At 43.9% G+C, this 24,211-nt stretch carries 23 protein-coding genes and 1 pseudogene; 9 read left to right on the plus strand and 15 right to left on the minus strand.

All coding sequences use genetic code 11. From position 1 onward, the window contains the following. Nucleotides 1-9 precede the first annotated feature (9 nt). The 7 genes from D0T51_RS03560 to pckA all read right to left on the minus strand — a co-directional run bounded on the left by D0T51_RS03560 (nucleotide 10) and on the right by pckA (nucleotide 9,810). Nucleotides 10-1,293: a DUF4493 domain-containing protein gene (locus D0T51_RS03560; RefSeq protein ID WP_163725296.1), complete on the minus strand. Its 1,284-nt coding sequence runs from the start codon at nucleotides 1,291-1,293 to the stop codon at nucleotides 10-12. Nucleotides 1,294-1,385: 92 nt separating this feature from the next. Then, complete coding sequence (locus D0T51_RS03565) at nucleotides 1,386-2,924, minus strand: DUF4493 domain-containing protein (RefSeq protein ID WP_163725299.1); 1,539 nt, start codon at nucleotides 2,922-2,924, stop codon at nucleotides 1,386-1,388. A gap of 304 nt (nucleotides 2,925-3,228) precedes the next feature. Next, nucleotides 3,229-4,767, minus strand: a complete 1,539-nt coding sequence (locus D0T51_RS03570) for a YifB family Mg chelatase-like AAA ATPase (RefSeq protein ID WP_163725302.1) — start codon at nucleotides 4,765-4,767, stop codon at nucleotides 3,229-3,231. A 54-nt stretch (nucleotides 4,768-4,821) separates the two neighbouring features. Beyond that, on the minus strand, nucleotides 4,822-5,928 hold the full coding sequence (locus D0T51_RS03575; RefSeq protein WP_163725305.1) for a TlpA disulfide reductase family protein: 1,107 nt from the start codon (nucleotides 5,926-5,928) through the stop codon (nucleotides 4,822-4,824). Between the two features lie 100 nt (nucleotides 5,929-6,028). Further along, nucleotides 6,029-7,351 (minus strand): NCS2 family permease, encoded by a 1,323-nt coding sequence (locus tag D0T51_RS03580; protein WP_163725308.1) that lies wholly within the window; start codon nucleotides 7,349-7,351, stop codon nucleotides 6,029-6,031. An 11-nt stretch (nucleotides 7,352-7,362) separates the two neighbouring features. Beyond that, the gene (locus D0T51_RS03585; RefSeq protein ID WP_163725310.1) at nucleotides 7,363-8,073 is read right to left on the minus strand and encodes a DUF5020 family protein; all 711 of its coding nucleotides are present in this window, start codon (nucleotides 8,071-8,073) and stop codon (nucleotides 7,363-7,365) included. A gap of 129 nt (nucleotides 8,074-8,202) precedes the next feature. Next, the gene (gene pckA, locus D0T51_RS03590) at nucleotides 8,203-9,810 is read right to left on the minus strand and encodes a phosphoenolpyruvate carboxykinase (ATP) (protein WP_163725312.1); all 1,608 of its coding nucleotides are present in this window, start codon (nucleotides 9,808-9,810) and stop codon (nucleotides 8,203-8,205) included. Nucleotides 9,811-10,314: 504 nt separating this feature from the next. Between pckA and D0T51_RS03595 the strand changes: the two are divergent. From D0T51_RS03595 to bglX, 3 genes and pseudogenes are all read left to right on the plus strand, one after another. Further along, a pseudogene (locus tag D0T51_RS03595) lies at nucleotides 10,315-10,548 on the plus strand (carboxypeptidase-like regulatory domain-containing protein); the annotation flags it as partial. Nucleotides 10,549-10,589: 41 nt separating this feature from the next. After that, complete coding sequence (locus D0T51_RS03600; protein ID WP_163725314.1) at nucleotides 10,590-10,820, plus strand: RagB/SusD family nutrient uptake outer membrane protein; 231 nt, start codon at nucleotides 10,590-10,592, stop codon at nucleotides 10,818-10,820. Between the two features lie 123 nt (nucleotides 10,821-10,943). Then, nucleotides 10,944-13,202, plus strand: a complete 2,259-nt coding sequence (bglX, locus tag D0T51_RS03605; RefSeq protein ID WP_163725556.1) for a beta-glucosidase BglX — start codon at nucleotides 10,944-10,946, stop codon at nucleotides 13,200-13,202. A gap of 257 nt (nucleotides 13,203-13,459) precedes the next feature. Here bglX and hcp read toward each other — a convergent pair whose 3' ends face one another. Together hcp and D0T51_RS03615 are read right to left on the minus strand one after the other, a co-directional pair. Next, the gene (gene hcp / locus D0T51_RS03610) at nucleotides 13,460-15,091 is read right to left on the minus strand and encodes a hydroxylamine reductase (RefSeq protein ID WP_203583317.1); all 1,632 of its coding nucleotides are present in this window, start codon (nucleotides 15,089-15,091) and stop codon (nucleotides 13,460-13,462) included. Nucleotides 15,092-15,117: 26 nt separating this feature from the next. Next, nucleotides 15,118-15,966 carry an ATP-binding protein gene (locus D0T51_RS03615; protein WP_163725318.1) on the minus strand — a complete coding sequence of 283 codons (849 nt, stop codon included), beginning with the start codon at nucleotides 15,964-15,966 and terminating at the stop codon, nucleotides 15,118-15,120. Between the two features lie 174 nt (nucleotides 15,967-16,140). On the opposite strand from D0T51_RS03615, the gene D0T51_RS03620 reads away from it, so the two are divergent. From D0T51_RS03620 to D0T51_RS03635, 4 genes are all read left to right on the plus strand, one after another. Next, nucleotides 16,141-16,803 (plus strand): Crp/Fnr family transcriptional regulator, encoded by a 663-nt coding sequence (locus D0T51_RS03620; protein WP_163725320.1) that lies wholly within the window; start codon nucleotides 16,141-16,143, stop codon nucleotides 16,801-16,803. Nucleotides 16,804-17,025: 222 nt separating this feature from the next. Further along, a complete protein-coding gene (locus D0T51_RS03625) occupies nucleotides 17,026-17,802 on the plus strand; it encodes a class I SAM-dependent methyltransferase (RefSeq protein WP_163725322.1) in 777 nt (258 codons plus the stop codon). 246 nt (nucleotides 17,803-18,048) lie between these two features. Continuing rightward, nucleotides 18,049-19,320: a putative DNA modification/repair radical SAM protein gene (locus D0T51_RS03630; protein WP_163725325.1), complete on the plus strand. Its 1,272-nt coding sequence runs from the start codon at nucleotides 18,049-18,051 to the stop codon at nucleotides 19,318-19,320. After that, the gene (locus D0T51_RS03635; RefSeq protein WP_163725328.1) at nucleotides 19,317-20,084 is read left to right on the plus strand and encodes a TIGR03915 family putative DNA repair protein; all 768 of its coding nucleotides are present in this window, start codon (nucleotides 19,317-19,319) and stop codon (nucleotides 20,082-20,084) included. Before D0T51_RS03630 ends, D0T51_RS03635 begins: the two co-directional genes overlap by 4 nt. Before the next feature lie 22 nt (nucleotides 20,085-20,106). On the opposite strand, the gene D0T51_RS03640 is transcribed toward D0T51_RS03635, so the two are convergent. From D0T51_RS03640 to D0T51_RS03650, 3 genes are read right to left on the minus strand one after another with little or no spacing between them, the layout of a single operon-like run. Beyond that, nucleotides 20,107-20,856: a biotin--[acetyl-CoA-carboxylase] ligase gene (locus D0T51_RS03640; protein ID WP_163725330.1), complete on the minus strand. Its 750-nt coding sequence runs from the start codon at nucleotides 20,854-20,856 to the stop codon at nucleotides 20,107-20,109. Beyond that, nucleotides 20,843-21,199, minus strand: coding sequence for an MmcQ/YjbR family DNA-binding protein (locus D0T51_RS03645; RefSeq protein ID WP_163725333.1), 357 nt, complete (start codon nucleotides 21,197-21,199; stop codon nucleotides 20,843-20,845). The genes D0T51_RS03640 and D0T51_RS03645 overlap by 14 nt, the downstream gene beginning before the upstream one ends. 44 nt (nucleotides 21,200-21,243) lie before the next feature. After that, complete coding sequence (locus D0T51_RS03650) at nucleotides 21,244-21,609, minus strand: YraN family protein (protein ID WP_163725336.1); 366 nt, start codon at nucleotides 21,607-21,609, stop codon at nucleotides 21,244-21,246. 149 nt (nucleotides 21,610-21,758) lie between these two features. Here D0T51_RS03650 and D0T51_RS03655 point away from each other — a divergent pair, with 149 nt between their 5' ends. Both D0T51_RS03655 and D0T51_RS03660 read left to right on the plus strand, forming a co-directional pair. Then, a complete protein-coding gene (locus D0T51_RS03655) occupies nucleotides 21,759-21,920 on the plus strand; it encodes a hypothetical protein (protein WP_373457001.1) in 162 nt (53 codons plus the stop codon). Then, nucleotides 21,917-22,357, plus strand: coding sequence for a nucleoside deaminase (locus tag D0T51_RS03660; RefSeq protein WP_163725342.1), 441 nt, complete (start codon nucleotides 21,917-21,919; stop codon nucleotides 22,355-22,357). Before D0T51_RS03655 ends, D0T51_RS03660 begins: the two co-directional genes overlap by 4 nt. A gap of 2 nt (nucleotides 22,358-22,359) precedes the next feature. On the opposite strand, the gene D0T51_RS03665 is transcribed toward D0T51_RS03660, so the two are convergent. The 3 genes from D0T51_RS03665 to D0T51_RS03675 form a co-directional block, all read right to left on the minus strand. Continuing rightward, a complete protein-coding gene (locus D0T51_RS03665) occupies nucleotides 22,360-22,611 on the minus strand; it encodes a DUF4834 family protein (RefSeq protein WP_163725346.1) in 252 nt (83 codons plus the stop codon). A 179-nt stretch (nucleotides 22,612-22,790) separates the two neighbouring features. Further along, the gene (locus D0T51_RS03670; protein ID WP_163725349.1) at nucleotides 22,791-23,489 is read right to left on the minus strand and encodes a phosphatidylcholine/phosphatidylserine synthase; all 699 of its coding nucleotides are present in this window, start codon (nucleotides 23,487-23,489) and stop codon (nucleotides 22,791-22,793) included. 40 nt (nucleotides 23,490-23,529) lie between these two features. After that, nucleotides 23,530-24,204, minus strand: coding sequence for a phosphatidylserine decarboxylase family protein (locus tag D0T51_RS03675; RefSeq protein ID WP_163725352.1), 675 nt, complete (start codon nucleotides 24,202-24,204; stop codon nucleotides 23,530-23,532). Nucleotides 24,205-24,211 lie beyond the last annotated feature (7 nt).

Here is a 24,211-nt window from a genome sequence, read left to right on the forward strand (position 1 = left end):
CAACTTCTTTTAGGTGGTGGTTAAAGTCAATGTCTGCGTGGCTGTTTTTCCATTTGTATCAACCACTGTAAGTATAAACTTATGTGTTCCGGCTTCCAGTAACAGGGGGGTAAAAGAGGTAATATTGAACACTTTTGATTTTTGTCCCTTGACAGAAACATCTTTCTCCAATAATCCCAATCCTTCAAAAGTCTCTTTCAGCATACCCGGTTCCGCCAAATCGAAACTGTTGGTGAGTCCGACACTCTTCAGCATTTCCGGTGTAAGGAAAGGAGAATCGATATCTACTTTCAAGTTTTTTATACCTGCATCGGCTTGTATATAAACAATAACGTTTTGGGTTTGACCCACAGGGAAAGTGAAGTTGAAACTATCTCCGGTGATTGCCGGTCCCGCGGGTACTGTAGGATCCGTAGGGTCCGTAGGATCCGTAGGGTCCGTTGGATCGGTGGGGTCCGTTGGATCGGTCGGATCAGGAGGGATCACTCCTTCTTCGATCGGAACATGAATATCTTTGTTGATAGTCTCCATATTAGAGTCTATATACAGGGTAGCCTGTAATGTGCCGGTAATTGCGACATGGATGGTAATCTTACGATATTCTCCTCCTTTGACTCCTACAATCTGGTGTGTTTCAATCAAAGGGGCATTGTCGGGACGGCGTCCGGATAAGGTAACCGTAAAGGTATTTGTACTTTTGGGTGCTGCAAAATAGGCATACTTCGTGCCGGCTTCCATGGCCAGGATATCAGCATCGGTAAAAGTAAGTGTACCTGTACTACCATTGTTTACCAACACGGTATATCCATCCTGCACCTCACCTTTGAAGTCTGCTCGGTTGGGAATGGAAACAGATACTTTTACATTCTGCAAACCACAGACCAGCTTACCTAAGTTGGTCACCTTATTCTTCTCAATCGTGAATGTTTTCACTGTGCTATAATAAGGGGCATCCCAGGCCGCTGCCTCAGGTCCGTTCTCGTCCGATTGAACGATGAGATCATAGGTGCCAGTCTTTAAGGTGACAATAGAAGGCAGGTTGTTGTAAGACCATTTATAGTTGTTGACAACAGTATTTGTTCCCGTCTGACAGATTTTTAAGATAAAGGAAGACACATCGACACTAGCTTTCGTGTCTGTTTCCGTATCGACGGAAAAACTGAATTCTTTGAAAGAGAGTTCTCCGTCCTCTCCTAAATCATAATTAATCTCTTCCCTTCCGCAAGCGGTGAAGAAACAGGAAAGCAGCCATACGGAAAGGCTTATCCACTTTATATATACGATCTTTTTCATTCGATTTCTTTTATTTATTTTACTTTGTTTTATTCAAATTCGTTCTTTGTCGTAGCCCCGTATAATACATGCCAATAGGGCACCTACGTTTGTTACTTCAAATATTCAATCACTTGTTCATTGGAATAACGAGCTCCATTGTTATAATTCAAGCGAATAGACTGTCCTTGCGTTGTTAATGCAGGTATCTTGATTGTACAGCTATAGATATTGACAATATTGGTTTTCTCTATCGGTTTTTCAAATTCACAGGCACTCCAGACACCATAACTCAGGTATTCTGCTTTTATCTGATTAATACTGCCTTCGCATAGTTCGAAACGGATGTTTGCCAGGGTGCTTCCTATTGGTATATCAACAGGCTTGAACAAACGGAATCCCGGATTCATGCTTTGAAGAACAACAGAGAAACGTGCATTTGTATCTCCCTCTTCGTCGGTTACCTCTATATAGAATGTATGCGTAAGATCGACCTGCGAGTTTGTCGGAAGGAGAGGTATCAGCTTTGTGAAATCTAGTTCTGCCATCTGCAGGCCATTCATAGAGGGAGTAAAGTCGAATCCCAAGTCTCTTATAATCTGTTGGTTCGTCACCGAGGAGGCGTCTGTGGCCGCCAGGTCGATAGCCCCAATGGGCCAGTTCATTTTCATGACGTCATATGAGTCGGTAGAGATTTTACAGGAAGAGATGCCTCCCTCTGCTATTACTAAAGCGGAAACAGGCTCTATATCGGTTGCCCCTACAATGAATGAGAGTATACGTCCGTTAGCGAATCCGGTCGGAAGGATGAAAGGAGGAGACTTCACTGCTGTAGCACTCCCTGGTAAGGAGATGGTGATCGGTCTGTTTTCGGTAGACTTGTCAAATGCAATAACCAGGTCCATGCCTCCGGAACCATTTTCACTCACATCTATATTTATTATATAATGCTTCCCTTTTTCGGTAGAGATAGAGGCAGGAGAATAAGAGAGTTGGGTACCATCCTGTTTGGTCAGGGCCAGTGACATTCCTACTTTTCCCGGTTCAAAGAAGGCGGCTCGTGTCTCATTCTTGGAGAAAAGGAGGGAATCCCCTGTCGATGCCATTTTCATACTGTAATCTTTAAAGTAATTTTTAAAGCCTTCTTTGTAATTGACAGATACCTTGGTATTGGCTATCCTGGCTGTGACAGCAACCTGGGTTGTTTGTTTGCCTTTTACCGAAAAAGAAGAAGAACCTTCATAATACGGCTTTTCAAAAGCACCCGTATGCTGTTCCCCATAATAGGTTTTCAATAGAAAATCTCCTGTCTTTGACCGGATTGTTTCGCCCATGTCTGAGAAGTGTTCCCATTTTTGCACAAGTGTACTGCCCGAAGCGTTATACAGCTCGACGACGAAGTCGTTGACAGAAGGAACCGAAGCCCGGCTTTCTGTGGATGATTTTGTTTCGGTCGTGATAGTAAAATCCGTATCAACCTGCAACATCCAATAGCCTTCCTGGTCGACCTCATCCTCCATTCCACACCCCATCAGCAGGATACAGAAACAAACCGAGAAGATTTGTAAGAAAAGAGTAAGATTCAGTCTTTTAAAAATATATGTTTGCCTTAAAAAAGAGTCCCAAGGACTACTTTGAAATAATTTTCTCATCTTAGTAGAGTTTAATCAGAACTTTGTCAAAGTCCTTATTGCAGTGAAAATTCTAAATACTTTATAAGGTTCTTTTTTAGAACTCTATTTCAGTAGTCAGATATTTTGTGAAATCAAATGTAATGCGCGCCTTGTTTTTGTTTTATCGTGACTGTTGTAAAGAATTTGGGGCAAAGTTATTTAAAAGAAACATAAAAATTGAATCTCATTACTCAAAAAGAGTTAATAAGGCGGGTTGTCGACTGGTCCTTTTTCGGTTACTTTTGGTTTTTTTCTAATCTGCAACTTGCTTTTGATTAACTATTTACATGCCCCACCCTTCTCTGTCCAGGTTTCTGTAATTGATTGCTTCTGCCAGGTGTGGGACCTGAATGTTTTCTGAACCGTCCAGGTCGGCGATCGTACGGGAAACTTTCAGAATGCGATCATAGGCCCGGGCTGATAGGTTTAGTTTCTCCATAGCCGTTTTTAACCGGGATAAACCTTCTTTGTCGGGCACTGCATATATATGTAGTAATTTGGTATTCATCTGCGCATTGCAGTAAGTACCTTGGTGATGTTTAAACCGTTCTTCCTGTATAATCCGGGCTTTTATCACCCGTTCACGGATCGTTTCACTATGTTCAGAAGGATGTCGTTCTGATATTTTCTCAAAAGGCACAGGGGTAATCTCAATCTGTATATCAATCCGATCCAATAAAGGACCGGAGATGCGGTTCATATATTTCTGCACCGATCCGGGAGAGCATAAACAGGTTCTCTCCGGATGATTATAATATCCACACGGACAAGGATTCATGGAAGCGATCAACATAAAACCCGCCGGATAATCAACAGTGAAACGGGCACGGGACACATTGATCAGTCTGTCCTCCAATGGCTGACGCATGACTTCGAGCACGCTCCGGTTAAATTCCGGAAGTTCATCCAAAAACAAAACACCGTTATGGGCAAGGCTAATCTCTCCCGGTTGCGGAAAAGCACCTCCTCCTACCATGGCAACATCGGATATTGTGTGGTGAGGGGAGCGAAACGGACGTTGAGCCATTAAAGAAGTATGGCTGTTTATCTTTCCTGCCACAGAATGTATTTTGGTTGTTTCCAGAGACTCTTGTAGAGTAAAGGGGGGCAAGATCGAAGGTAGGCGTTTGGCCAGCATGGATTTTCCACTGCCGGGAGGACCGACCATCAATAGATTATGCCCTCCAGCGGCGGCAACTTCCAGGGCTCTTTTTACATTTTCTTGTCCCCGTACTTCTGAGAAATCAAAGTCAAATGTCTGTTGGCGGTCATAAAATTCCTTCCGGGTATCGACTGTGGTTGGTTCCAGTTCTTTTTTCCCATTCATAAATGCAATGACCTCTTTGAGGTTGTCTACTCCATAGACCAATAGATCGTTGACAACAGCAGCTTCCCGGGCGTTTTGACGGGGGAGTATCAATCCCTTAAAACCCTCTTCCCGGGCTTTTATAGCAATAGGTAATACGCCTTTTATCGGTTGCAGGCTTCCGTCCAGGGATAATTCTCCCATCATCATAAATTGTTCCAGGCGGGAGGCTTCGATCTGTTCGGTACCTGCCAGGATAGCGATAGATAGAGGCAAGTCATAAGCCGATCCTTCTTTGCGTATATCGGCAGGAGCCATATTGATTACGATGCGGTTGCGCGGTATTTTATACCCACTCACCTGGAGGGCAGAAATGATCCGCTCATGACTTTCCCTTACGGCAGCATCCGCTAATCCGACTAATAGAAATTGAACTCCTTTGGAACAATTCACTTCAATGGTGACAAGTAGAGCTGATATGCCTTGCAGGGCAGCAGCAAAGGTTTTGACTAACATGGCAGAAGGTAATGGTTAATATTAATTGTAAATGGTAAAGGTTAGTAACCCTTATCATTCTTCTTCATCCTCAAACAGCTTCTCTAAAGTCTGTCTTATCTCAAGGCCATTTTCTGTTTTAAGCAGGATTTTCCCTTCTTCATCAATCAAAAAACAGCGGGGCAAAGCACTTACATTATACAAATCCAGTAACATCGTAGCCTGTCCGGCCGAATCGGTTACCAGGTTCCAGGCGATCGAGTCTGTTTCAAGTAGCCGGCGCACTTCTTTCTGGTTCGAATCCAGGCTGACCAATAAGATATCCACTTCTTCTTTGGGATACTTCATGGCTACTTTATCCAGGTATAAATCTTCCGTCTGGCACATATCACACCAGGGGGCTGTAAATGCGAGTAATACATATTTACTAGCAAAAGAGTCCAGATTTACAGAGGTCCCTTCTATGTTTTCTACAGTAAAGCCGGGAGCTTCTGCTCCCAAGGCCGTACGTTTAGCCCGCGCACTGAATTGTTCAAGCGTATGTACCAGATAGAAACTTTTTAGCCGGGGGTCTAACAAAGCCAACAATTCATCCATGCGACGGGTATCGTCAGCTTCCATAAAAAACATCTGAATAAGAACGACAGAGACTTCTTCATCGGAATGCTCTTTGATGTAAGAAGTTACCTGCTCATTCAATTGCATATTCACATTGGCAATACGAGACGCGATTTCTGTTTCTTCAATAGAATTGTGCTCTTTATTGTTTAATTGCCGGTTTAGATCTGTATATTCTTTTAACAGAGGGGATAATAACTTCCGGACAGCAGATAATTGTTCGTTTATTTTTCCTCCTTTTACCTGAAGCAACATGGGGTATTGCACATCGCCAGAGATGGAAACGGTCGAACCGGGTTTCAGATAGACTGTCAACCAGCGACTTTTATTTTCAAAGAAAAGAGTGGCACTATTAAACCCTTCAATGGATTGCTCTACAACAAATTGCCCGGGTTTAGCACATTCAATCGTATCAATCAGTGTATAGTTTTCTTTTTCAAAAACAATGTAGATAGTCTGGGTCTCCAGATTGGAAAGTTTCCCTTCAATCCGGTAAGTATAGTCTTTGCCACATGACGACAAACACAATATCACCCCTATGAGTAATGCTATCTTACTTTTCATCTGACTAAATGTACTTCCCACTAGAATATTAAGAATGTAAAGATAATAACAAATTTTAAAATACCTTTATTTTTATATAAAATTTAAGGGGCTATTTTCTTTATCCGAATATATGCGTTGCATTCAGTACTATTTTCACTAAAAACAAAACAGCGAGCACATAAACAGTGGTGGATACCTCCTTTCCTCTACCCGAGCAGGCTTTGACCAAAGCAAAACTCAACATACCATAGGTGATTCCTTCCGCGATACTGTAAGTGAACGGCATAAACACAATCGTAATAAAAGCCGGAAGCCCTTCGCTTATATCACTGAAATTTATTTTTGCTACAGATGAGATCATAAACAAACCGACAATAATAAGTGCCGGAGAGGTTGCCGCTGCCGGAACCATTAAAAACAAAGGAGCAAAAAATAAAGCCAACAAAAAGAAGAGCGCCGTACTTACCGACGTCAAACCGGTACGTCCTCCCGAAGCCACGCCTGATGCACTTTCCACATACGAGGTGACTGTGCTTGTTCCTAATATACCTCCGACGGTCGAACCGATTGCATCCGAAAGCAATGCTTTCTTCATCTGTGGGAAATCACCATTCTCATCAGCTAATCCGGCTTTTGATACAACTCCGATAAGCGTGCCTGCCGTATCGAATAGATTGACAAATAATAAGGTAAAAACGACAATTCCCATATCAAGCGAGAGGGCATGCTCCCATTCAAATTGGGCAAAGACGGGTGCGATCGATGGAGGTGCACTGACAATGCTTGTCTCCGGGAATTGAATATCACCCAAAACAAGCGCAAAGAGAGTTGCCACTACTATACCTATCAAAATGGCTCCGTTCACATTCCGGGTCAATAATACGCCGGTAATAATCAGGCCTAATAACGCAATCCAAACGCTGTGCTGCGAAAGGTCGCCCAACGAAACCAAAGTAGCAGGGTTAGCCACCACAATGCCCGCGTTTTTCAGCCCGATCAGCGTGATAAAAAGTCCGATGCCTACAGGGATTGCATCTTTCAACACCCGCGGAATACTCTTCACTATAATTTCCCGGATATTGAAAAAAGAAAGTATAATAAACAAGATTCCTTCCAACAGAACTGCCGTCAGGGCAAACCGCCAGGAATAACCCATCACCCCGCAGATGGTAAAGGCAAAAAAGGCATTCAGTCCCATGCTTGGAGCCAAAGCGATCGGCAGTTTGGCGTACAAAGCCATCACCAGGGTTGCTATCACAGTCGAGATCACAGTCGCCGTAAACAGTGCTTCCCGGTCCATACCTGTTGTCGAAAGAATACTCGGATTGACAATCAGGATATACGACATGGTCAGAAACGTGATTAGACCTGCCAGGAATTCCCTACGAATGGTTGTTTTGTGTTCAGTCAGTTTGAATGTTTTTTCAAGGATGTTTTTCATGATCGTTTGTATTAGAATTGCCACTTCGCTGCAATCGTCGGATTGATATATGCCTTATCTTTACGTAAGAGAAAATTATTACTTATCTCTACCTCTGTTCCCAAAGAGAGATGATCGGTCACGTTATACCAAAGCTGTGGTTCGGTCAACAAGACAATCTCTTTGCCTTTCTCGCCCGGCTCATGTGTTTTGTTTTTATTCTGTGTCCAGATATCGAGAAATCCGGCAAAAGTAAGTTTGTCGTTTAGGAAGTTAATACCCCAGGTCGCTGTCCATTGAATATCGTTACTTACCTTTTTAAAAGCATTGTATTTATAGGCCAGGTAGGTACCCAGATTGGCTCCTTTGATATTTGTGGAATAAGACAACCCAGCCAGATAGGCGTTCTCAATACTGAATCCGAAGCTATCCGCGTTGCCAACCCCTCCATTGAATTCCACATGCGGCATAACGGGGCAATTGCCGATCTTGAAATCGCGGGCGATCTCCAGGTAAGCCGTTCCGATATTGCCCCGGCTCTGATTGAAGTCGAGATCGACAAACATAAACGTCGACCCCCATCTGTCGGGTTTAAACATTTCGAACGTAGCCGTAAAGTAATTCGTATCAGAGATTTTATCGCCATGAATACCATGACGGGGATCGAAATGCAATTGCAGGTTTTGGGCATACATCACAAAAGTGAAGAGAAATAAAACAAATGCGATAAAAAATCTTTTCATATAATTCTTTTTTTAGTTATCGAAGCACAAAAAACTTTAAAGCCCTTAAAGTTGAGGTTGCAAAAATAAGCAAAAAAAGAGGCATCTCTTTCGAGACGCCTCTTTTTTAATGATATATCTTGTAAAAAATTACAATTTCGGGCCGGCAGCAACCAGCGATTTACCCAGGTCGTTTCCAGTGAACTTCGCAAAGTTCTTGATGAAACGGTTAGCCAGGTCTTCTGCTTTCGTAGTCCACTGTGCAGCATCTGCGTAAGTATCACGCGGATCCAAGATGTTCGGATCAACACCCGGCAATGCAGTAGGAACAACGAAATCGAAGAAAGGAATCGTTTTAGTCGGAGCTTTGTCGATAGAGCCGTCCAGGATAGCATCGATGATACCGCGAGTATCTTTGATAGAGATACGTTTGCCTGTTCCGTTCCAACCAGTGTTCACCAAGTAAGCCTTAGCGCCTGATTTTTGCATTTTCTTCACCAGTTCTTCACCGTATTTTGTTGGGTGTAATGACAAGAAAGCAGCACCGAAACAAGCAGAGAAAGTAGGAGTCGGCTCCGTAATACCACGTTCTGTACCTGCTAATTTAGCAGTAAATCCAGAAAGGAAGTAGTACTGAGTTTGTTCCGGGCTCAGGATAGATACCGGAGGCAATACGCCGAATGCATCAGCCGACAGGAAGATTACTTTTTCAGCAGGACCTGCTTTAGATACCGGTTTTACGATGTTAGTGATATGATCGATCGGATAAGAAACGCGTGTGTTTTCTGTTACCGATTTGTCTGCGAAATCAATTTTACCGTTTGCGTCAACCGTTACGTTTTCCAATAAAGCATCTTTACGGATTGCTTTGTAGATGTCCGGTTCGCTTTCTTTATCCAAGTTGATAACTTTTGCATAGCAACCCCCTTCGAAGTTGAATACGCCTTCGTCATCCCATCCGTGTTCGTCGTCACCGATCAACAGACGTTTCGGGTCAGTTGATAAGGTAGTCTTACCTGTTCCAGACAGACCGAAGAATACAGCGGTGTTCTTGCCTTCCATATCTGTGTTGGCAGAGCAGTGCATAGAAGCCATACCTTGCAGCGGCAACAGATAGTTCATATAAGAGAACATACCTTTTTTCATTTCACCACCGTACCATGTGTTCAGGATCACCTGGATCTTTTCAGTCAGGTTGAATACAACAGCAGTTTCAGAGTTCAAGCCCAGTTCTGCGTAGTTTTCAACTTTTGCTTTAGACGCGTTCATGATCACGAAATCAGGTTCGCCGAAGTTAGCCAATTCAGCTTCTGTCGGACGGATGAACATGTTTTTCACGAAATGTGCCTGCCATGCTACTTCCATGATGAAGCGCAGTTTCAAGCGGCTGTTTTCGTTGGCACCGCAGAATGCGTCAACCACGAACAAGCGTTTGCCTGAAAGTTGTTTAGTAGCTAAGTCTTTTACAGCAGCCCAGCATTTTGCATCTACCGGTTTGTTGTCGTTTTTATATTCTTCAGAAGTCCACCATACAGTGTCCTTGCTAGTTTCGTCCATTACGAAGAATTTATCTTTAGGAGAACGTCCGGTGTATACACCTGTCATCACGTTTACAGCTCCCAGTTCAGTTGCCTGACCTTTTTCAAAACCTTCCAAACCTGGTTTGGTTTCTTCTTCGAACAATTGATCATAAGACGGATTGTAGATGATTTCTGTAGCACCTGTAATTCCGTACTTGCTTAAATCTAAATTAGCCATTTTGTTAATAATTTAATTGCTTGGTTTATATTGCTTTTCTATCTCTTCCGCAAAAAATAACAGGGCGTTCCCTGTGTATGGGTAGGTCTTACATTTTTGCCTTGTAAACCGGATACAAAAGTAATAATTATTTCAAATGAAAAAACACTATTAAGGAAATTTTTCAGTATTAATCACTCTTTTCCATGCAATTAACATTATATGTGTACAATTTGTTCACTGGAGTTTGCAATTTGCGGCAAAATAGGACAAAAGATTCAAGACACACTTTCTCCTGCTAACTTCAAAACAGAAAAAAGGGAAAACAAAGAGAAGAATTTCCAAGCCGTCTTTTGGTCTTTTTATCAATAAACTGATAACTATCTACTTATCTCTATCTGACGTATTGTTGACGTATTTGTTTTTTGACTGTGACGTATTCAAGAATGGGTATTGTTCCCGTTTCGAGATAAATGTTGAATTATGTTTGCACTGTTTGAAAATGTCAATCTTAATTTAATAATTATGAGAAATTTAGTATTAACATGTATGCTGTTTTTAACCACAGTCTTTTCTTTGTCTGCGCAAAACATACAAATAAAAGGAGTGGTTGTTTCAAGTGCGGACAATGAGCCGTTATTAGGAGTGAATGTCGTTGTAAAAGGAACCACGAATGGAACGATGACTGATCTGGATGGTCAGTTTACCCTCTCTGCTCCCGATCAGAGTATTTTAACGATTTCTTATATTGGATTTAAGCCTTTGGTGATAAATTCGAACAGAATAAGGTGAATGCAACCATGGAAAACATCAAAAAGGAACGTCATCTGGAGTTTGTCGGTGAAGGACTTCGTTATTGGGATTTGGTAAGATGGGGAGATGCAGCTACTGTGTTGACGGAAAATATGCCGGAATACTCTTCTGTACGTACCTGGGATCCGAATAAAAATAAATACCTGCCTATTTACCAGGAGGAGATAGACAAGACTAAAGGAATGGGAGAATTTGAATTGAAACAAAATCCCTATTGATAAAGAAGAAACAGAACATGTTGTGTGAGTTTTAGTGTATATCAGGAAGACGGGTTGCTCTTTTATGTGACAGAAGACAGTTGGAGCAGCCCGTTCTTCTCCCTCAACATCAATTCAATAAGAATGAAAGATAAAATAATAGTATTGATTATATTGTTGACTCTCTGCCTGCAGGCATGTGATAGTCAGCCGAGCCGGTCGAATACGAGCCGGTCCGAAGAACATCGGATCGAATCTCTGCTTAAACAAATGACACTGGAGGAAAAGATCGGACAGATGAACCAGATCAGTCCGTATGGTGATCCGGCACAGATTGCCGACCTTGTACGCAAAGGAGAGGTGGGTTCGCTTTTAAACATAGTAGATCCCACTGCATTGAATGCCTTGCAGCAGGTCGCCATCGAAGAATCCCGTATGAAAATCCCGTTGATTATCGGACGGGATGTGATCCATGGTTTTAAAACGATCTTTCCTATACCTTTGGGACAGGCCGCCTCTTTCAACCCGCAGTTGGTGGAAGACGGTGCCCGGGTGGCGGCGATTGAAGCTTCTTCGCGCGGGGTACGTTGGACTTTTGCCCCTATGGTGGACATCGCCCGCGATCCTCGCTGGGGACGTATTGCCGAAAGCTTGGGGGAAGATACATATCTGACATCCGTATTGGGGGCGGCCATGATCAAAGGTTTTCAGGGAGACGACCTGAGCGACCCTACTTCCATCGCGGCCTGCCCGAAACATTTCGTCGGTTATGGAGCCGCAGAGGGAGGGCGTGATTATAATTCCACCTTTCTCACTGAGCGGCAGTTGCGGAATGTCTATCTGCCTCCTTTCGAGGCTGCGGTAAAAGCAGGAGCGGCTACCTTTATGACTTCTTTCAACGACAATGACGGAGTGCCTTCTACCGGGAATAAGTTTATCCTGGATCAGGTCTTACGCAAGGAATGGCACTTCGACGGCTTTGTGGTATCCGATTGGGCCTCTGTGAAAGAAATGATCCCACACGGCTTTTGTAAAGACGAGAAAGAAGCGGCAGAGAAAGCAATCAATGCCGGAGTAGATATGGAGATGGTCAGCTACACCTATGTCAACCAAGTGAAAGCTCTCCTGGATGAAGGGAAAGTGAAGATGGCTACCATCGATAATGCGGTGAGGAACATACTTCGGATCAAGTTCCGTTTAGGTCTTTTTGAGAATCCGTATGTGGATACTACCGCATCTTCTGTTCTCTATGCCGAGCAGCATCTGCAGAAAGCCAAAGAGGCGGCTGTGCAATCGGCTATATTATTAAAGAATGAGGAGGGTGTTCTCCCTTTATCAGAGAATATTCAAACCATAGCCGTGGTAGGCCCTATGGCGCATGCCCCGCATGACCAGATGGGAACCTGGGTTTTTGATGGAGATAAGAACCATACACAAACACCTTTGGATGCTCTTCGGAAAACATATGGAGAGAAGATACGCATCTTGTATGCAGAAGGAACAGCCTATAGCCGGGATAAAAGTACGGAAGGAATCCCGGCAGCGGTAGCTGTGGCCCGGCAGGCGGATGTTGTATTGGCTTTTGTCGGAGAAGAAGCCATTCTTTCGGGAGAGGCACATTGCTTGGCCGATCTTCATTTGCAAGGGGCGCAAAGTGAGTTGATTGCCGCTGTGGCAAAAACGGGAAAACCGGTGGTTACGGTCGTGATGGCCGGGCGTCCGTTGACTATTGCCCGCGATGTAGAACTGTCTAAAGCGGTCTTGTATAATTTCCATCCCGGCACGATGGGAGGACCGGCTATTGCCGACCTATTGTTTGGTAAAGCAGTGCCAAGTGGGAAGCTGCCTGTTACCTTCCCGCGTGTTGTCGGGCAGATCCCGCTCTATTATAGTCATAAGAATACGGGACGTCCTTATTCGGGAACAGAAACGCTTTTGGACGGTATTCAGCGGGAAGCGGGACAAACCTCACTGGGAAACACCTCTTTCTATCTGGATGCAGGCGATGCTCCTTTGTATCCTTTTGGATACGGACTATCCTACACCACCTTTGCCTATGACAACCTGAAGGTGTCGGCCGAATCCGTAAAAGTATCGGATGTCTTGTCGGTCAGTTGTGATATCTCTAATACAGGCGCGTATGATGCGACAGAGATCGTACAACTTTATGTGCAGGACTGCTATGCTTCTGTCACCCGTCCGGTCAAAGAACTGAAGCGGTTTGGCCGTATCGCCCTCAAAGCCGGAGAAAAGAAAACGCTAACCTTTACCTTGCCGGTCGAAGAATTGGCCTTTTATACGATTGATATGAAAAAAGAAGTAGAAACCGGCGAATTCCGTTTGTGGATAGGTCCCAATAGCCGGGACGGTTTACAAGCTACATTCGTAGTGAATAATAAGTAGATATAGATTTAGGTTAACAAATTAATGTTTGAAGGAAGGAATGCTGTTGGGATAACAGGCATCCTTCCTTTTTTTGTATTCCCTCCCGGATGCTCATGGAGAGCTTCATACAGCTTAAGGTTTTCTTGAAAATTGCGGGACAATTCTACTGTTGATAGCTATCGTCAGTAGTAACGATAGTTATCGTCAGTAGTAACGATAGCTATCATCAGTACTGACGATAGCTATCAACAGTAAATTTATCCGTGAATTTATAGTTATGACAAGAACATCTTCATATCTTCATCCGGCGTTGTAATGCTACCGATGCCGAAATTGTCGATTAGTACTTTCGCCACATTGGGAGAAAGGAATGCAGGCAATGTCGGACCTAAGTGGATATTCTTTACACCCAACGAAAGCAAAGCCAGGAGAACGATCACAGCTTTCTGTTCATACCAGGCAATATTGTATGCAATCGGTAATTCGTTCACATCATTGAGTTCGAAGACCTCTTTCAGTTTCAAGGCGATCAGAGCCAGGGAGTAACTGTCATTGCATTGTCCGGCGTCCAAGACACGGGGGATACCTCCGATATCGCCCAATGGCAATTTGTTATACCGGTATTTCGCGCAACCGGCAGTAAGGATCACCGTATCTTTCGGTAGTTTCTCTGCAAATTCGGTATAGTACCCCCGGTTTTTCATGCGTCCGTCGCACCCTGCCATGACAAAGAACTTACGAATCGCCCCTGATTTTACAGCATCTACGACCTTGTCGGCCAGGGCAAATACCTGTGCGTGGGCAAAACCGCCGATGATTTCTCCCGTTTCGATTTCCGTAGGTGCTTTGCATTGTTTGGCGTGTTCGATCAATTTGGAGAAGTCTTTTGCCTTTCCTTCTTTCCTGTCTTCGATATGGGGAAATCCGCTGAAGCCGGCAGCTCCTGTCGTGTAAACGCGATCGGCATACGTGGATGTCGAACGGGGAGGCACAATACAGTTGGTTGTAAACAGGATGACTCCGTTAAACGACTCGAAGTCTTCGTTCTGACGCCACCAGGCACTGCCGTAGTTGCCTGCGAAGTGGCTGTATTTCTTAAATGCCGGATAATAATGTGCCGGGAGCATCTCACTGTGCGTATATACATCCACACCTGTACCTTCGGTTTGTTCCAACAGATCCTGCATATCGCGCAGGTCGTGCCCGGAAATCAATATCGCCGGGTTGTTCCGTACACCGATATTCACCTTTGTTATTTCCGGATTACCATAAGTCGAGGTATTGGCTTTGTCGAGCAGCGCCATTGTTTTCACCCCGTATTCACCGCATTTAAGAACCAATGCCGTTAGCTCGTCGGCTGAGAGATCCTGGGTGGTAGCCACTAAGGCTTCCTGCATAAAGGATTGTATATCTTCATCGTCGAAGCCTAAATTCACCGCATGTTCGGCGTATGCAGCCATGCCTTTCAATCCGTATGTCAATAATTCACGGAGCGAGCGCACGTCTTCGTTTTCCGTTTTTAGGACACCTACCGTAGCCGCTTTCGCTTCCATTTCTTCGCGACTGCTTCCTCTCCATGTCGTGCAATCGCAACTGCTATGTATATCGCCCACTTCTGCGGCAAGCTGATCGCGCAAAGCGATTGCTTCGCGGATACGGGTGACAAAACGTTCTTTGTCGAAATTGGCGTTGGTGATGGTCATAAACAACGATTCCATCACAAAATGATTGGTTCGGGCAGATACCGTAATTCCTTTTTTGCGCATTTCCCCCGTGTAACGGGAAATACCTTTCAACAGGAAGATCAATAAATCCTGTAAGTTGGCTACATCGGAAGTCTTTCCGCATACTCCTTTCACTGTACAGCCCTTGTTCAGAGCCGTTTCCTGACATTGATAACAAAACATGTTCATTTTGACTAAATTTAAGTTGTTTATATCCAGTTCTCTTCTATCATATCGCCTTGTACTCCTATAACAACCTTTTTTACAGGGACTTTGTTTTTCGTTTGTTCCAAGGCCATTTTAACCAGTTGCAACAGACCTCCGCAGCAGGGTACTTCCATAATAACTACCGTCAGGGTATTAATCTGCGCCCCGTCTATCATCTCGGCAATCTTCGACACATATAATTCTTTGTTGCTGTCGAGCTTCGGGCAGGCGATAGCCAATATCCGGTTCTTCAAGAAACGGTCGTGGAAACCACCATAAGCATAAGCCGTACAATCGGCCGCCAACACCACATCCGCCGCCCGGAAATATCCCGCCTGTGGATTCAACAAATGAAGCTGCACCGGCCATTGGCGCAATTGTGAAGGGGTATGCCCCGTTGGCGTTACCGGATTTACCGGAGCAAACGACATCGCCCGACTCCCCGGACAAGCCGAAAAAGGCTGATCGCAACTACGCCTTTGTTCCTTATTCTCTCTGTCCATATCTATCTCTATATTATGTTCTTTCAGGAAATGAAGGCCTTGCGCCAGAAGATCCATTTCATTATGTTCCTTCAGATGCAACAGATGTGCCCGGATTGTTTTCTCCCCTTTGGGAACAAGCCTTTTCATCACGGCTGTTTCGTCATAAGGAGCAGCCTCCCGTTCTTCAAAGTCGATCGCTCCCACAGGGCAATCCCCGATACAGGCACCTAAGCCATCGCAATAGAGATCGCTGACCATCCGGGCTTTGCCGTCGATCAGTTGCAATGCACCTTCATGACAGCCTTCAACGCATATTCCGCAGCCGTTGCACAATTCTTCGTTTATTTTTATAACTGTTCTTTTCATCTCTTATATACTTATTCGTTTGCAAACATAGGGCAGTACGAGAAGAGGAATCGTAACATTCGTTACAGGTATGATTTTTATTATACTATCTTTGTAGAAAATAGGATGCGCTTCGGCAATTCAAAGCAAGCTTGATTGCGCTCAGCTTTCCCTATTTTTGTAAAAACAAAATCTATGAATGCAGACTTATTATTCTTTTGTACAGTATGCCGCGAGAAATCCCCGGAGGAGATTGCGAAAATAAGATGTACGATTGAGCATACGGTAAAGACCTACAAAAGAGGAGAGTTGATCGCTTCGCAGGGCGACCGCATATCCGGCTTGTATATGCTGACAAAAGGCAAGGTGAAGACAGAGATTATTTCCCAGTCGGGGCTTGCCGTTTCTGTGGAAGAGATTGTGGCACCTTATCCGTTGGCTGCCGCTTTTATTTTTGCGGACAACAATCGCTTTCCGGTGGAGGTCACCGCCATGGAGGATTGCGAGGTGATCCTGATCAGTAAATCGTCGATTGAAAAGCAGATGGCCAAATGCCCCGGCTTCCTTCGGGGATTTATGGCTTTTATAGCTAACCGGGTACAGTTCCTTTCAGAAAGGCTGAAGATCTTTTCACAAAAAGGGATTAAGGCGAAAATAGCCTATTATATCCTGCAACAGGAACGGAACGGGGCGTTTGAACTCAACCGGAGCATAGCTTCGCTGGCTGAATATTTTGGGGTAGAACGTCCTTCGCTTTCAAGGGCTATATCCGAGATGACACGCGATGGTATTATCGAATATGAAGCCGGAAAGGGAAAGATTTTGAAATATAATGATTTGAAAGAGTTATTGGGATAAGTTGTTTTTGGGAAAAAACATTATCTTTGCCTGCCTATGACAACAACTAAGAAGGATTTGGTGTAGTAAATAACCTTTGACGCCCTGTCAAGGTTATCCTTTCGTATATACTCAGGCATATTCTTGCCCGAGTTATTTCTTATGTATATATTATAATTATCCAATGCAATAGGTATATCCGTATATCTATTCATCATATAACATCATTCAAATTGATACATCATGAGTAACGAAAATAAAACAATTTACGATTTCGATTTCAGTTTAATCTGTGAATACTTCTCTCAGGTAAAACGTCAAGGACCGGGTAGTCCTGAAGTAACCCTCAAAGCATTGAGTTTTATAGATAATCTGACAGCAGACTCCTGTATTGCCGATCTGGGCTGCGGTACGGGCGGACAGACAATGGTTTTGGCAGAACATGTTGCGGGAGAGATTACCGGACTTGATTTGTTTCCCGACTTCATCCGGATATTCAATCGCAATGCCGAGCAACTGGGTTTGCAAGACCGGGTCAAAGGCTGTGTCGGTTCAATGACAGAAACGCTTCCTTTCGAAAAAGAATCATTAGACCTTATATGGTCGGAAGGAGCGATTTATAATATTGGATTTGAACAGGGACTCAACGAATGGAAACAGTATCTGAAGAAAGGTGGGTATATCGCCGTCTCCGAAGCTTCATGGTTTACGGACAAGCGGCCCGAAGAGATCCATCGTTTCTGGATGGAGAACTATCCTGGGATAGATACGATCCCGAACAAGGTTGCCCAGATGCAACGAGCCGGATACGTTCCTGTCTCTACCTTTATTATCCCGGAGAACTGCTGGACAGAACACTTTTTCAAACCTTGCCACAAGGCACAGGACGACTTCCTGAAAAAGTATCCCGGCAAGCCGATGGTCGAAGACCTCGTTATGAACCAACGCCGGGAAGAAGGTTTGTACGATACGTATAAGGCCTTTTATGGGTATGTGTTCTATATCGGAAAGAAGATTTGAATTTAAAAAAATGCCTGTTTCGGATATAGTTATCCGCGACAGGCATTGCCTCTTTGTATACTCCTTTATATTTATCATCGGTTTTATCCCGAGGTCGACTCGAAAGTGATTTGTTATGCATATTTCCTCGTGCTCTTTTTGTTTAAGAAAACTTTTAGCTCAGAGCCCCAAGCCGATTTTTTTATTATTTTTGTCATATGTGAGGGTGCGCCTTAGTCATCCCTGAAAAGAAAAGAATCCATATACATGGACGAAAGTGCATTGGAAAAACTAAAGATATTGGCTGAATCAGCTCGATATGATGTATCCTGTGCCTCCAGTGGGACCTCGCGGTCAAACAAAAAGGGGACTATTGGAAGTGCATCAGGCTGGGGTATTTGTCATAGTTTTTCTGAAGATGGGCGATGCATCTCGTTGCTTAAAGTGATGCTGACGAATTATTGCATGTATGATTGTGCCTATTGCATCAACCGCAGAAGCAATGACATTCGCCGGGCTACACTTTCCGTTTCCGAATTAGTGAATATAACCATTGAATTTTATCGTCGTAATTATATTGAAGGTTTATTTCTCAGCTCCGGCGTAGTACGTAGCCCGGATTATACCATGGAGCGATTGGTACGTATCATCAAAGACCTTCGCCAGGTACATCGTTTCAATGGGTATATCCATATGAAAAGTATCCCCGGTGCCAGCCAGGAGTTGGTGCAGGAAGCCGGATTGTATGCCGATCGTTTAAGTGTCAATATAGAAATACCGAATGAACAAAGCCTGCAATTATTAGCTCCGGAAAAGGATTTTCAGAGTGTGTTTGCTCCCATGCGTTATATTCAACAGGGCGTACTTCAAAGTGCCGAAGACAGGAAAAAGTATCGATACGCCCCCCGTTTTGCCCCAGCGGGACAAAGCACACAGATGATTGTTGGTGCTACACCGGATACGGATAAAGATATCCTCCAGGTCACCTCTGCCCTCTACCGTCGCCCGACAATGAAACGGGTGTATTATTCCGGCTTTGTCCCCGTAAACGGATACGACACCCGCTTACCTGCCTTGAAACAACCACCTTTGGTGCGTGAAAACCGTTTGTATCAGGCAGATTGGTTATTGCGTTTTTATCAGTTTAAGGTAGAAGAGATCGTAGACGATGCCTATCCGGACCTGGATCTGGAGATAGACCCGAAGCTGGCCTGGGCCTTGCGGCATCCCGAAGCATTCCCGGTAGATGTAAACCGGGCAGATTATGAGATGTTATTGCGTGTGCCCGGTATTGGAGTCAAATCGGCCAAGTTGATCGTTGTCTCCCGCCGTCATGGACGTTTGGGATCCGAACAATTGAAGAAGATAGGCATTGTCATGAAAAAGGCACAGTATTTCATCACCTGCAATGAATTGTCCATGCAAACCATCCAGGAACTGAAACCGGAGAATGTGCGCCGGATACTCACAAAGAAAACCGGGCGTAGAGTAGATGACAGGCAATTAATCCTGGATTTCCGGGAAGAAAGAGATACATGAAAGTATTCGTTTATGACAAGACATTGGAAGGCCTGCTTACGGCAGTCTTCGACGCCTATTACAGGAAAACATTCCCGGATGTATTGGTAGGGGAAGGCGAGCCTCTTCCTCTTTTTCACGAAGAGGTATTTACCGTAATAACAGAGGAAAAGAAATCCAACCGGGTATGGAAAGGGTTGGAGAAAAAATTATCTAAAATAGCCTTGTCGGGCATTATGGTAGGCTGGTTATCCGAATTACCGGGAATAGACATGTTGTTGTTTCGGTACATCCGCAAAAACTTAGATGCAAAAGGATCTGTTGAAATGAACTTTGGAGATCCCGACATCCTGGAGTTATCTAAAATATGGAAAAAGGTAGGACAGGAAAAGGAACGGCTCAAGCAGTTCACTCGTTTTCAGAAAGCTGCTGATGGTACTTTCTTTGCAGCGATGGAACCTCTTTATAATGTACTTCCCCTGGCAATTGATTTTTTCGCCGATCGTTTTGCTGACCAGAAATGGCTTCTCTACGATCTGAAGCGCGAGTATGGGTATTACTATGATATGCACGAAGTGATAGAGGTACGTTTCGATAAAAAGGAAAATCACCTGTTCTCTGGTATACTCCATGAGGATATTATGGATAAGGACGAAAAGCTGTTTCAGAAAATGTGGAAGCAGTATTTCCAATCGATCACCATAAAAGAACGTTTGAATCCTAAATTACAACGCCAACATATGCCTGTCCGTTTCTGGAAATACCTGACGGAAAAACAAATATGAGGTAAAATAGGAAGAGGCTGTATCACAAAAGACAGGAGACTTCTTTAAAGGCATACCTACGAATGCTTCCGTCGCGCAATTTCAACAGGAGATGCCCGGTGAGCTCAATGCCTTCAATACATGCATCGAAGCTGCCCTCTGCGTCCTGATAAGGATAATACGCATCGTTTCGATAAAGTACAGATTGGTAAGCCTGCCGGATCTCTTCTTCTTTTTCTTGCAATAACAAAAGATAATAGGAGTAAAAGCGGGATAAAAATTGATGCAATATCTCTTCCCGATCATAGTGTTTTCCGGTAATCTGTGAGAGAGAGATCGGGTTGGGAGCGTTACTGACAAAACATTCCTGGTTCAGATTCAGACCGATACCGATGATTGAACAATAGATCGTAGTGCCCGCCAGGTCATTCTCTACAAGCATGCCGCATATCTTCTGATCCTTCCAATAGATGTCATTAGGCCATTTGATCCGCACCTCATCTGTATATTGACTCAGTGTTTCCTGCACACTAAGGGCCGTAATTTGGGAGAGCAGAAACTGCCGGTTTACCGGAATTACATCCGGATAAAGAACCACACTGAAGGTCAGATTCTTTCCCGGTTCAGATTCCCAGCTATTGCCCATCTGTCCACGACCAGCCGTCTGGTTATCCGCCCATAACACACTGCCTTCCGGCAAGAGACGACTCCCTATACAGGCACGTAAGCTCTGATTGGTAGAGACTACTTCCGGAAGATGCATTATCTGAGGAGCCTCTTTATTCTCCTTCATAGGTTTCTCTTGTTTTTTTAGGGAGTTTGGCAATGACCTCGCGGTAAGAATGATGAATCCAACTTTTTATAGCTGCCTCCGGCATATCGCGGTTCAGGCAAATGCTATTCCAATATTTTTTATTGAAATGAAAGGCTGGTTCTACAGCTTGGTAACGTTCACGCAATTCTTCCACCCGGTCCGGATCACATTTTACTGTGATTTTGGGCTCTTCTGCATCCAATGGCAACAATAGATACATCTTGTTTTCGACCTTAAACACCAGGTTTACATCATCAAAAGGAAAACATTCCGTCGTATTCTTCAGTGTAAAACAATAATCACGCACCTCTTCTATATTCATACATTTATTCTTTTGTCATTTATCTTGTCCCTTTCAATAGCCCATCACTTCACAGGAGGCAGGAAAGCGTCATCTATATGATCGATAATATAACCGTCTTTCTTTTTTACGACCGTTATAATATCAAAACGCACAGGCATATCCATACTGAAATAGCGCACATAAGCATCGGCCGCCATCACGGTTCGTCTCATTTTCTTCCGGTCGACAGCATCTTCCGGGGATATGAGGTAATCCATAGCCCGTGTTTTAACCTCTACCACCACGAGCATATCGCCATCTATTGCGACAATATCCAATTCAAAATGATGCCAATGCCAGTTGGTATGCAGTACCGTATATCCTTTCTTTACCAAGAAAGCTCTGGCTTCTTCTTCCCCTTCCCGACCGGTGTCATTTCTCTCTGCCATAATGTGGTGCGTTCATTTATAATCCCTCACAAATATATAGATTTTCTTTTTTAATTCATCTTTCCCTTGTACATTTGCAAAATATGAAAAAGGCGTCTACATATTCTGCGGTAAAGCCTCACAAGCCGCGTATACACAAGGTTACCTTTATGCTTAATGAAGAGGAGCAGAAAGCTGTGACGCGCTATCTTGACCGATACAAGATAAAGAACAAATCCCGCTGGTACCGGGAAACCATCATGAAACACATCCTCAAGATGATGGAAGAAGACTATCCTACCCTCTTCAATGAAAACGAAATGAGACGATGAATCCTTTTGACGATACCTATTTCATGAAACAGGCATTGATAGAAGCCCGTACGGCGGCTTCGAAAGGGGAGGTTCCTGTGGGGGCTATCATCGTGTGTAACAACCAGATCATTGCCCGGGCACACAACCAGACAGAATTGTTAAATGACACAACGGCTCATGCCGAAATGTTAGCCATAACAGCAGCAACAGGCGTACTCGGTGCGAAATACCTGACAAATTGCACCCTATATGTCACCGTAGAGCCCTGCATTATGTGTGCAGGTGCCATTGGTTGGGCGCAAATAAGTAAAGTGGTATATGGTGCCTCTGATGAGAAAAGAGGTTTTCAGCGTTTTGCCCCCCAGGCTTTTCATCCGAAAACAGAAGTGGTTGCCGGTTTATTGGAAGAGGCATGTGCCGGAGAGATGCAGGAGTTCTTCAGAAAGAGAAGATAAATTTATTCCACTTCTTCATAATCTACATATTCCCCTTCTTCTTTCGGGAATATCTTTTTCCGGGCGGGAGCTCCGGGATGACCTTGGCGGTTATGTGATTGACCGGAAGTATTTTTCTTCGTACGGGTACGTTGGTTATTCTTTTTATCGTCTCCTCCGAAGAAGATACTCTTAAAAGTGCGCAAGACAGAGAATCCCGCTAAAAACATCAAGATAAAAACAAAGAATACTATAATTAATAAAAACCTTATCATAATCTATTACAACTAAATACGCTACTTACTAAAAAGACAAAGAGAGTGAAAGGTGAATGTAATCCGAAAGGAAAATTCCTCTTCTATAAAGGATTACCGAACCGCATTTTACAAAGATAGAAAGAATCTTGTAAAGATTTATTAAATCTGAAAGAATAGAGTGAGTCCGGGGCTATTCCCTATTTTCTCTTAAGAAGAGATAAAATAATATAGAGAAGAATCGTACCGGCTATGCCCAGAAAGCCCCAGAGTAAGACAAAGACAAGAGCGCAGCCTACCAAGAGATAACGCAATTCATTGCCTTTCCAAGCCAGGGATTTTACTTTCAGGGAAAACATCGGTATTTCAGAAACCAACAACAAAGAGCTTATCAGAGAGAATAAAACAGTAAGAACAACAAATACTTCTTCCTTCCAATGTATCATAGGCAACACCGCATATCCGGCCGATGCCCAAAACAAAGCATGGGCAGGGACAGGTAATCCGATAAATGAATTTGTTTGCCGCTCGTCTACATTGAATTTGGCCAGGCGTAATCCCGAAAAGACTGGAATAACAAAGGCTAGATAAGGAATATAACTGTTAAACGTTCCCAAAGGCAATGCCGGAGCAGCTTCCCCCAACAGCCAGAAGACAATCATACCCGGAGCCACTCCGAAGCTGACCATATCCGACAAAGAGTCTAACTCTTTCCCTATGGCAGAATAGGCATGCAATAAACGGGCGGCCAGGCCATCCAGAAAATCGAATACAGCAGCTATGATTATCCATAGGGCAGCACCTGCTAAATTACCCTGAAGGGCAGCTACTGTAGCTACACAACCGGATAGAAGACTCATGCAAGTAATCGTATTGGGAATATGTTTTTTGATATGCATCGGAATATATAACCGCTTTACCCAAGCAGTAAAGGTCTTATCAATCACAAGGTGTTTTGGCAAGGCGGGCGATGGGCGTTTGGTTTCCGGTTACTTTCTGGTCCATCTCTACCAAGACCTCCGTTCCCAGGGGCAAATAAAGATCTACCCGCGAACCGAACTTTATAAATCCCATATGTTCATCGACATGGCATTTTTCTCCTTCTTTCGCATAGGTAACAATGCGCTGTGCCATGGCTCCGGCTATCTGTCGTGCCAGGATATCAACACCGTTCCGGGTAGTAATAACCACAGCCGATCGTTCATTCTCCGTACTGCTCTTGGGCAGATAGGCAGCCATAAAACGTCCGTTATGGTGAGACACATGTTTTACTGTTCCATTTACCGGGAACCAGTTTGCATGCACATTAAATACTGACATAAAGATAGAAACCTGCAGGCATTTTTGATGAAGGATCTCATTCTCCAGGACCTCTTCGATAGCCACTATCGTTCCGTCTGCCGGGGCAATCACCAAGCCTTCCGAGTCGTAAGGGAAACGGCGGAAGGGACTACGAAAGAAATTAAGTACCAATAAGAAGAAAATGGCAGAGACAGAAACCACCGAATAGAACAATACATTCTTCCCTGTTGTATGGTAAAGAGTCACGTTTACGATAAATAATATCGAAAACATTGTAAGTAAGAGTCCTGTTCCTTCTTTATGTACTTTCATTCAGTCG

Source organism: Parabacteroides sp. 52 (assembly GCF_010500925.1).
Lineage (GTDB): Bacteria > Bacteroidota > Bacteroidia > Bacteroidales > Tannerellaceae > QVMG01.

Excerpts from the sequence above, each read along its gene's own strand:
- D0T51_RS03560 (WP_163725296.1), bottom strand. The coding sequence starts at position 1,293 with ATGAAAAAGATCGTATATATAAAGTGGATAAGCCTTTCCGTATGGCTG.
- D0T51_RS03565 (WP_163725299.1), bottom strand. The coding sequence starts at position 2,924 with ATGAGAAAATTATTTCAAAGTAGTCCTTGGGACTCTTTTTTAAGGCAA.
- D0T51_RS03570 (WP_163725302.1), bottom strand. The coding sequence starts at position 4,767 with ATGTTAGTCAAAACCTTTGCTGCTGCCCTGCAAGGCATATCAGCTCTA.
- D0T51_RS03575 (WP_163725305.1), bottom strand. The coding sequence starts at position 5,928 with ATGAAAAGTAAGATAGCATTACTCATAGGGGTGATATTGTGTTTGTCG.
- D0T51_RS03580 (WP_163725308.1), bottom strand. The coding sequence starts at position 7,351 with ATGAAAAACATCCTTGAAAAAACATTCAAACTGACTGAACACAAAACA.
- D0T51_RS03585 (WP_163725310.1), bottom strand. The coding sequence starts at position 8,073 with ATGAAAAGATTTTTTATCGCATTTGTTTTATTTCTCTTCACTTTTGTG.
- pckA (WP_163725312.1), bottom strand. The coding sequence starts at position 9,810 with ATGGCTAATTTAGATTTAAGCAAGTACGGAATTACAGGTGCTACAGAA.
- D0T51_RS03600 (WP_163725314.1), top strand. The coding sequence starts at position 10,590 with ATGGAAAACATCAAAAAGGAACGTCATCTGGAGTTTGTCGGTGAAGGA.
- bglX (WP_163725556.1), top strand. The coding sequence starts at position 10,944 with ATGAAAGATAAAATAATAGTATTGATTATATTGTTGACTCTCTGCCTG.
- hcp (WP_203583317.1), bottom strand. The coding sequence starts at position 15,091 with ATGTTTTGTTATCAATGTCAGGAAACGGCTCTGAACAAGGGCTGTACA.
- D0T51_RS03615 (WP_163725318.1), bottom strand. The coding sequence starts at position 15,966 with ATGAAAAGAACAGTTATAAAAATAAACGAAGAATTGTGCAACGGCTGC.
- D0T51_RS03620 (WP_163725320.1), top strand. The coding sequence starts at position 16,141 with ATGAATGCAGACTTATTATTCTTTTGTACAGTATGCCGCGAGAAATCC.
- D0T51_RS03625 (WP_163725322.1), top strand. The coding sequence starts at position 17,026 with ATGAGTAACGAAAATAAAACAATTTACGATTTCGATTTCAGTTTAATC.
- D0T51_RS03630 (WP_163725325.1), top strand. The coding sequence starts at position 18,049 with ATGGACGAAAGTGCATTGGAAAAACTAAAGATATTGGCTGAATCAGCT.
- D0T51_RS03635 (WP_163725328.1), top strand. The coding sequence starts at position 19,317 with ATGAAAGTATTCGTTTATGACAAGACATTGGAAGGCCTGCTTACGGCA.
- D0T51_RS03640 (WP_163725330.1), bottom strand. The coding sequence starts at position 20,856 with ATGAAGGAGAATAAAGAGGCTCCTCAGATAATGCATCTTCCGGAAGTA.
- D0T51_RS03645 (WP_163725333.1), bottom strand. The coding sequence starts at position 21,199 with ATGAATATAGAAGAGGTGCGTGATTATTGTTTTACACTGAAGAATACG.
- D0T51_RS03650 (WP_163725336.1), bottom strand. The coding sequence starts at position 21,609 with ATGGCAGAGAGAAATGACACCGGTCGGGAAGGGGAAGAAGAAGCCAGA.
- D0T51_RS03655 (WP_373457001.1), top strand. The coding sequence starts at position 21,759 with ATGCTTAATGAAGAGGAGCAGAAAGCTGTGACGCGCTATCTTGACCGA.
- D0T51_RS03660 (WP_163725342.1), top strand. The coding sequence starts at position 21,917 with ATGAATCCTTTTGACGATACCTATTTCATGAAACAGGCATTGATAGAA.
- D0T51_RS03665 (WP_163725346.1), bottom strand. The coding sequence starts at position 22,611 with ATGATAAGGTTTTTATTAATTATAGTATTCTTTGTTTTTATCTTGATG.
- D0T51_RS03670 (WP_163725349.1), bottom strand. The coding sequence starts at position 23,489 with ATGCATATCAAAAAACATATTCCCAATACGATTACTTGCATGAGTCTT.
- D0T51_RS03675 (WP_163725352.1), bottom strand. The coding sequence starts at position 24,204 with ATGAAAGTACATAAAGAAGGAACAGGACTCTTACTTACAATGTTTTCG.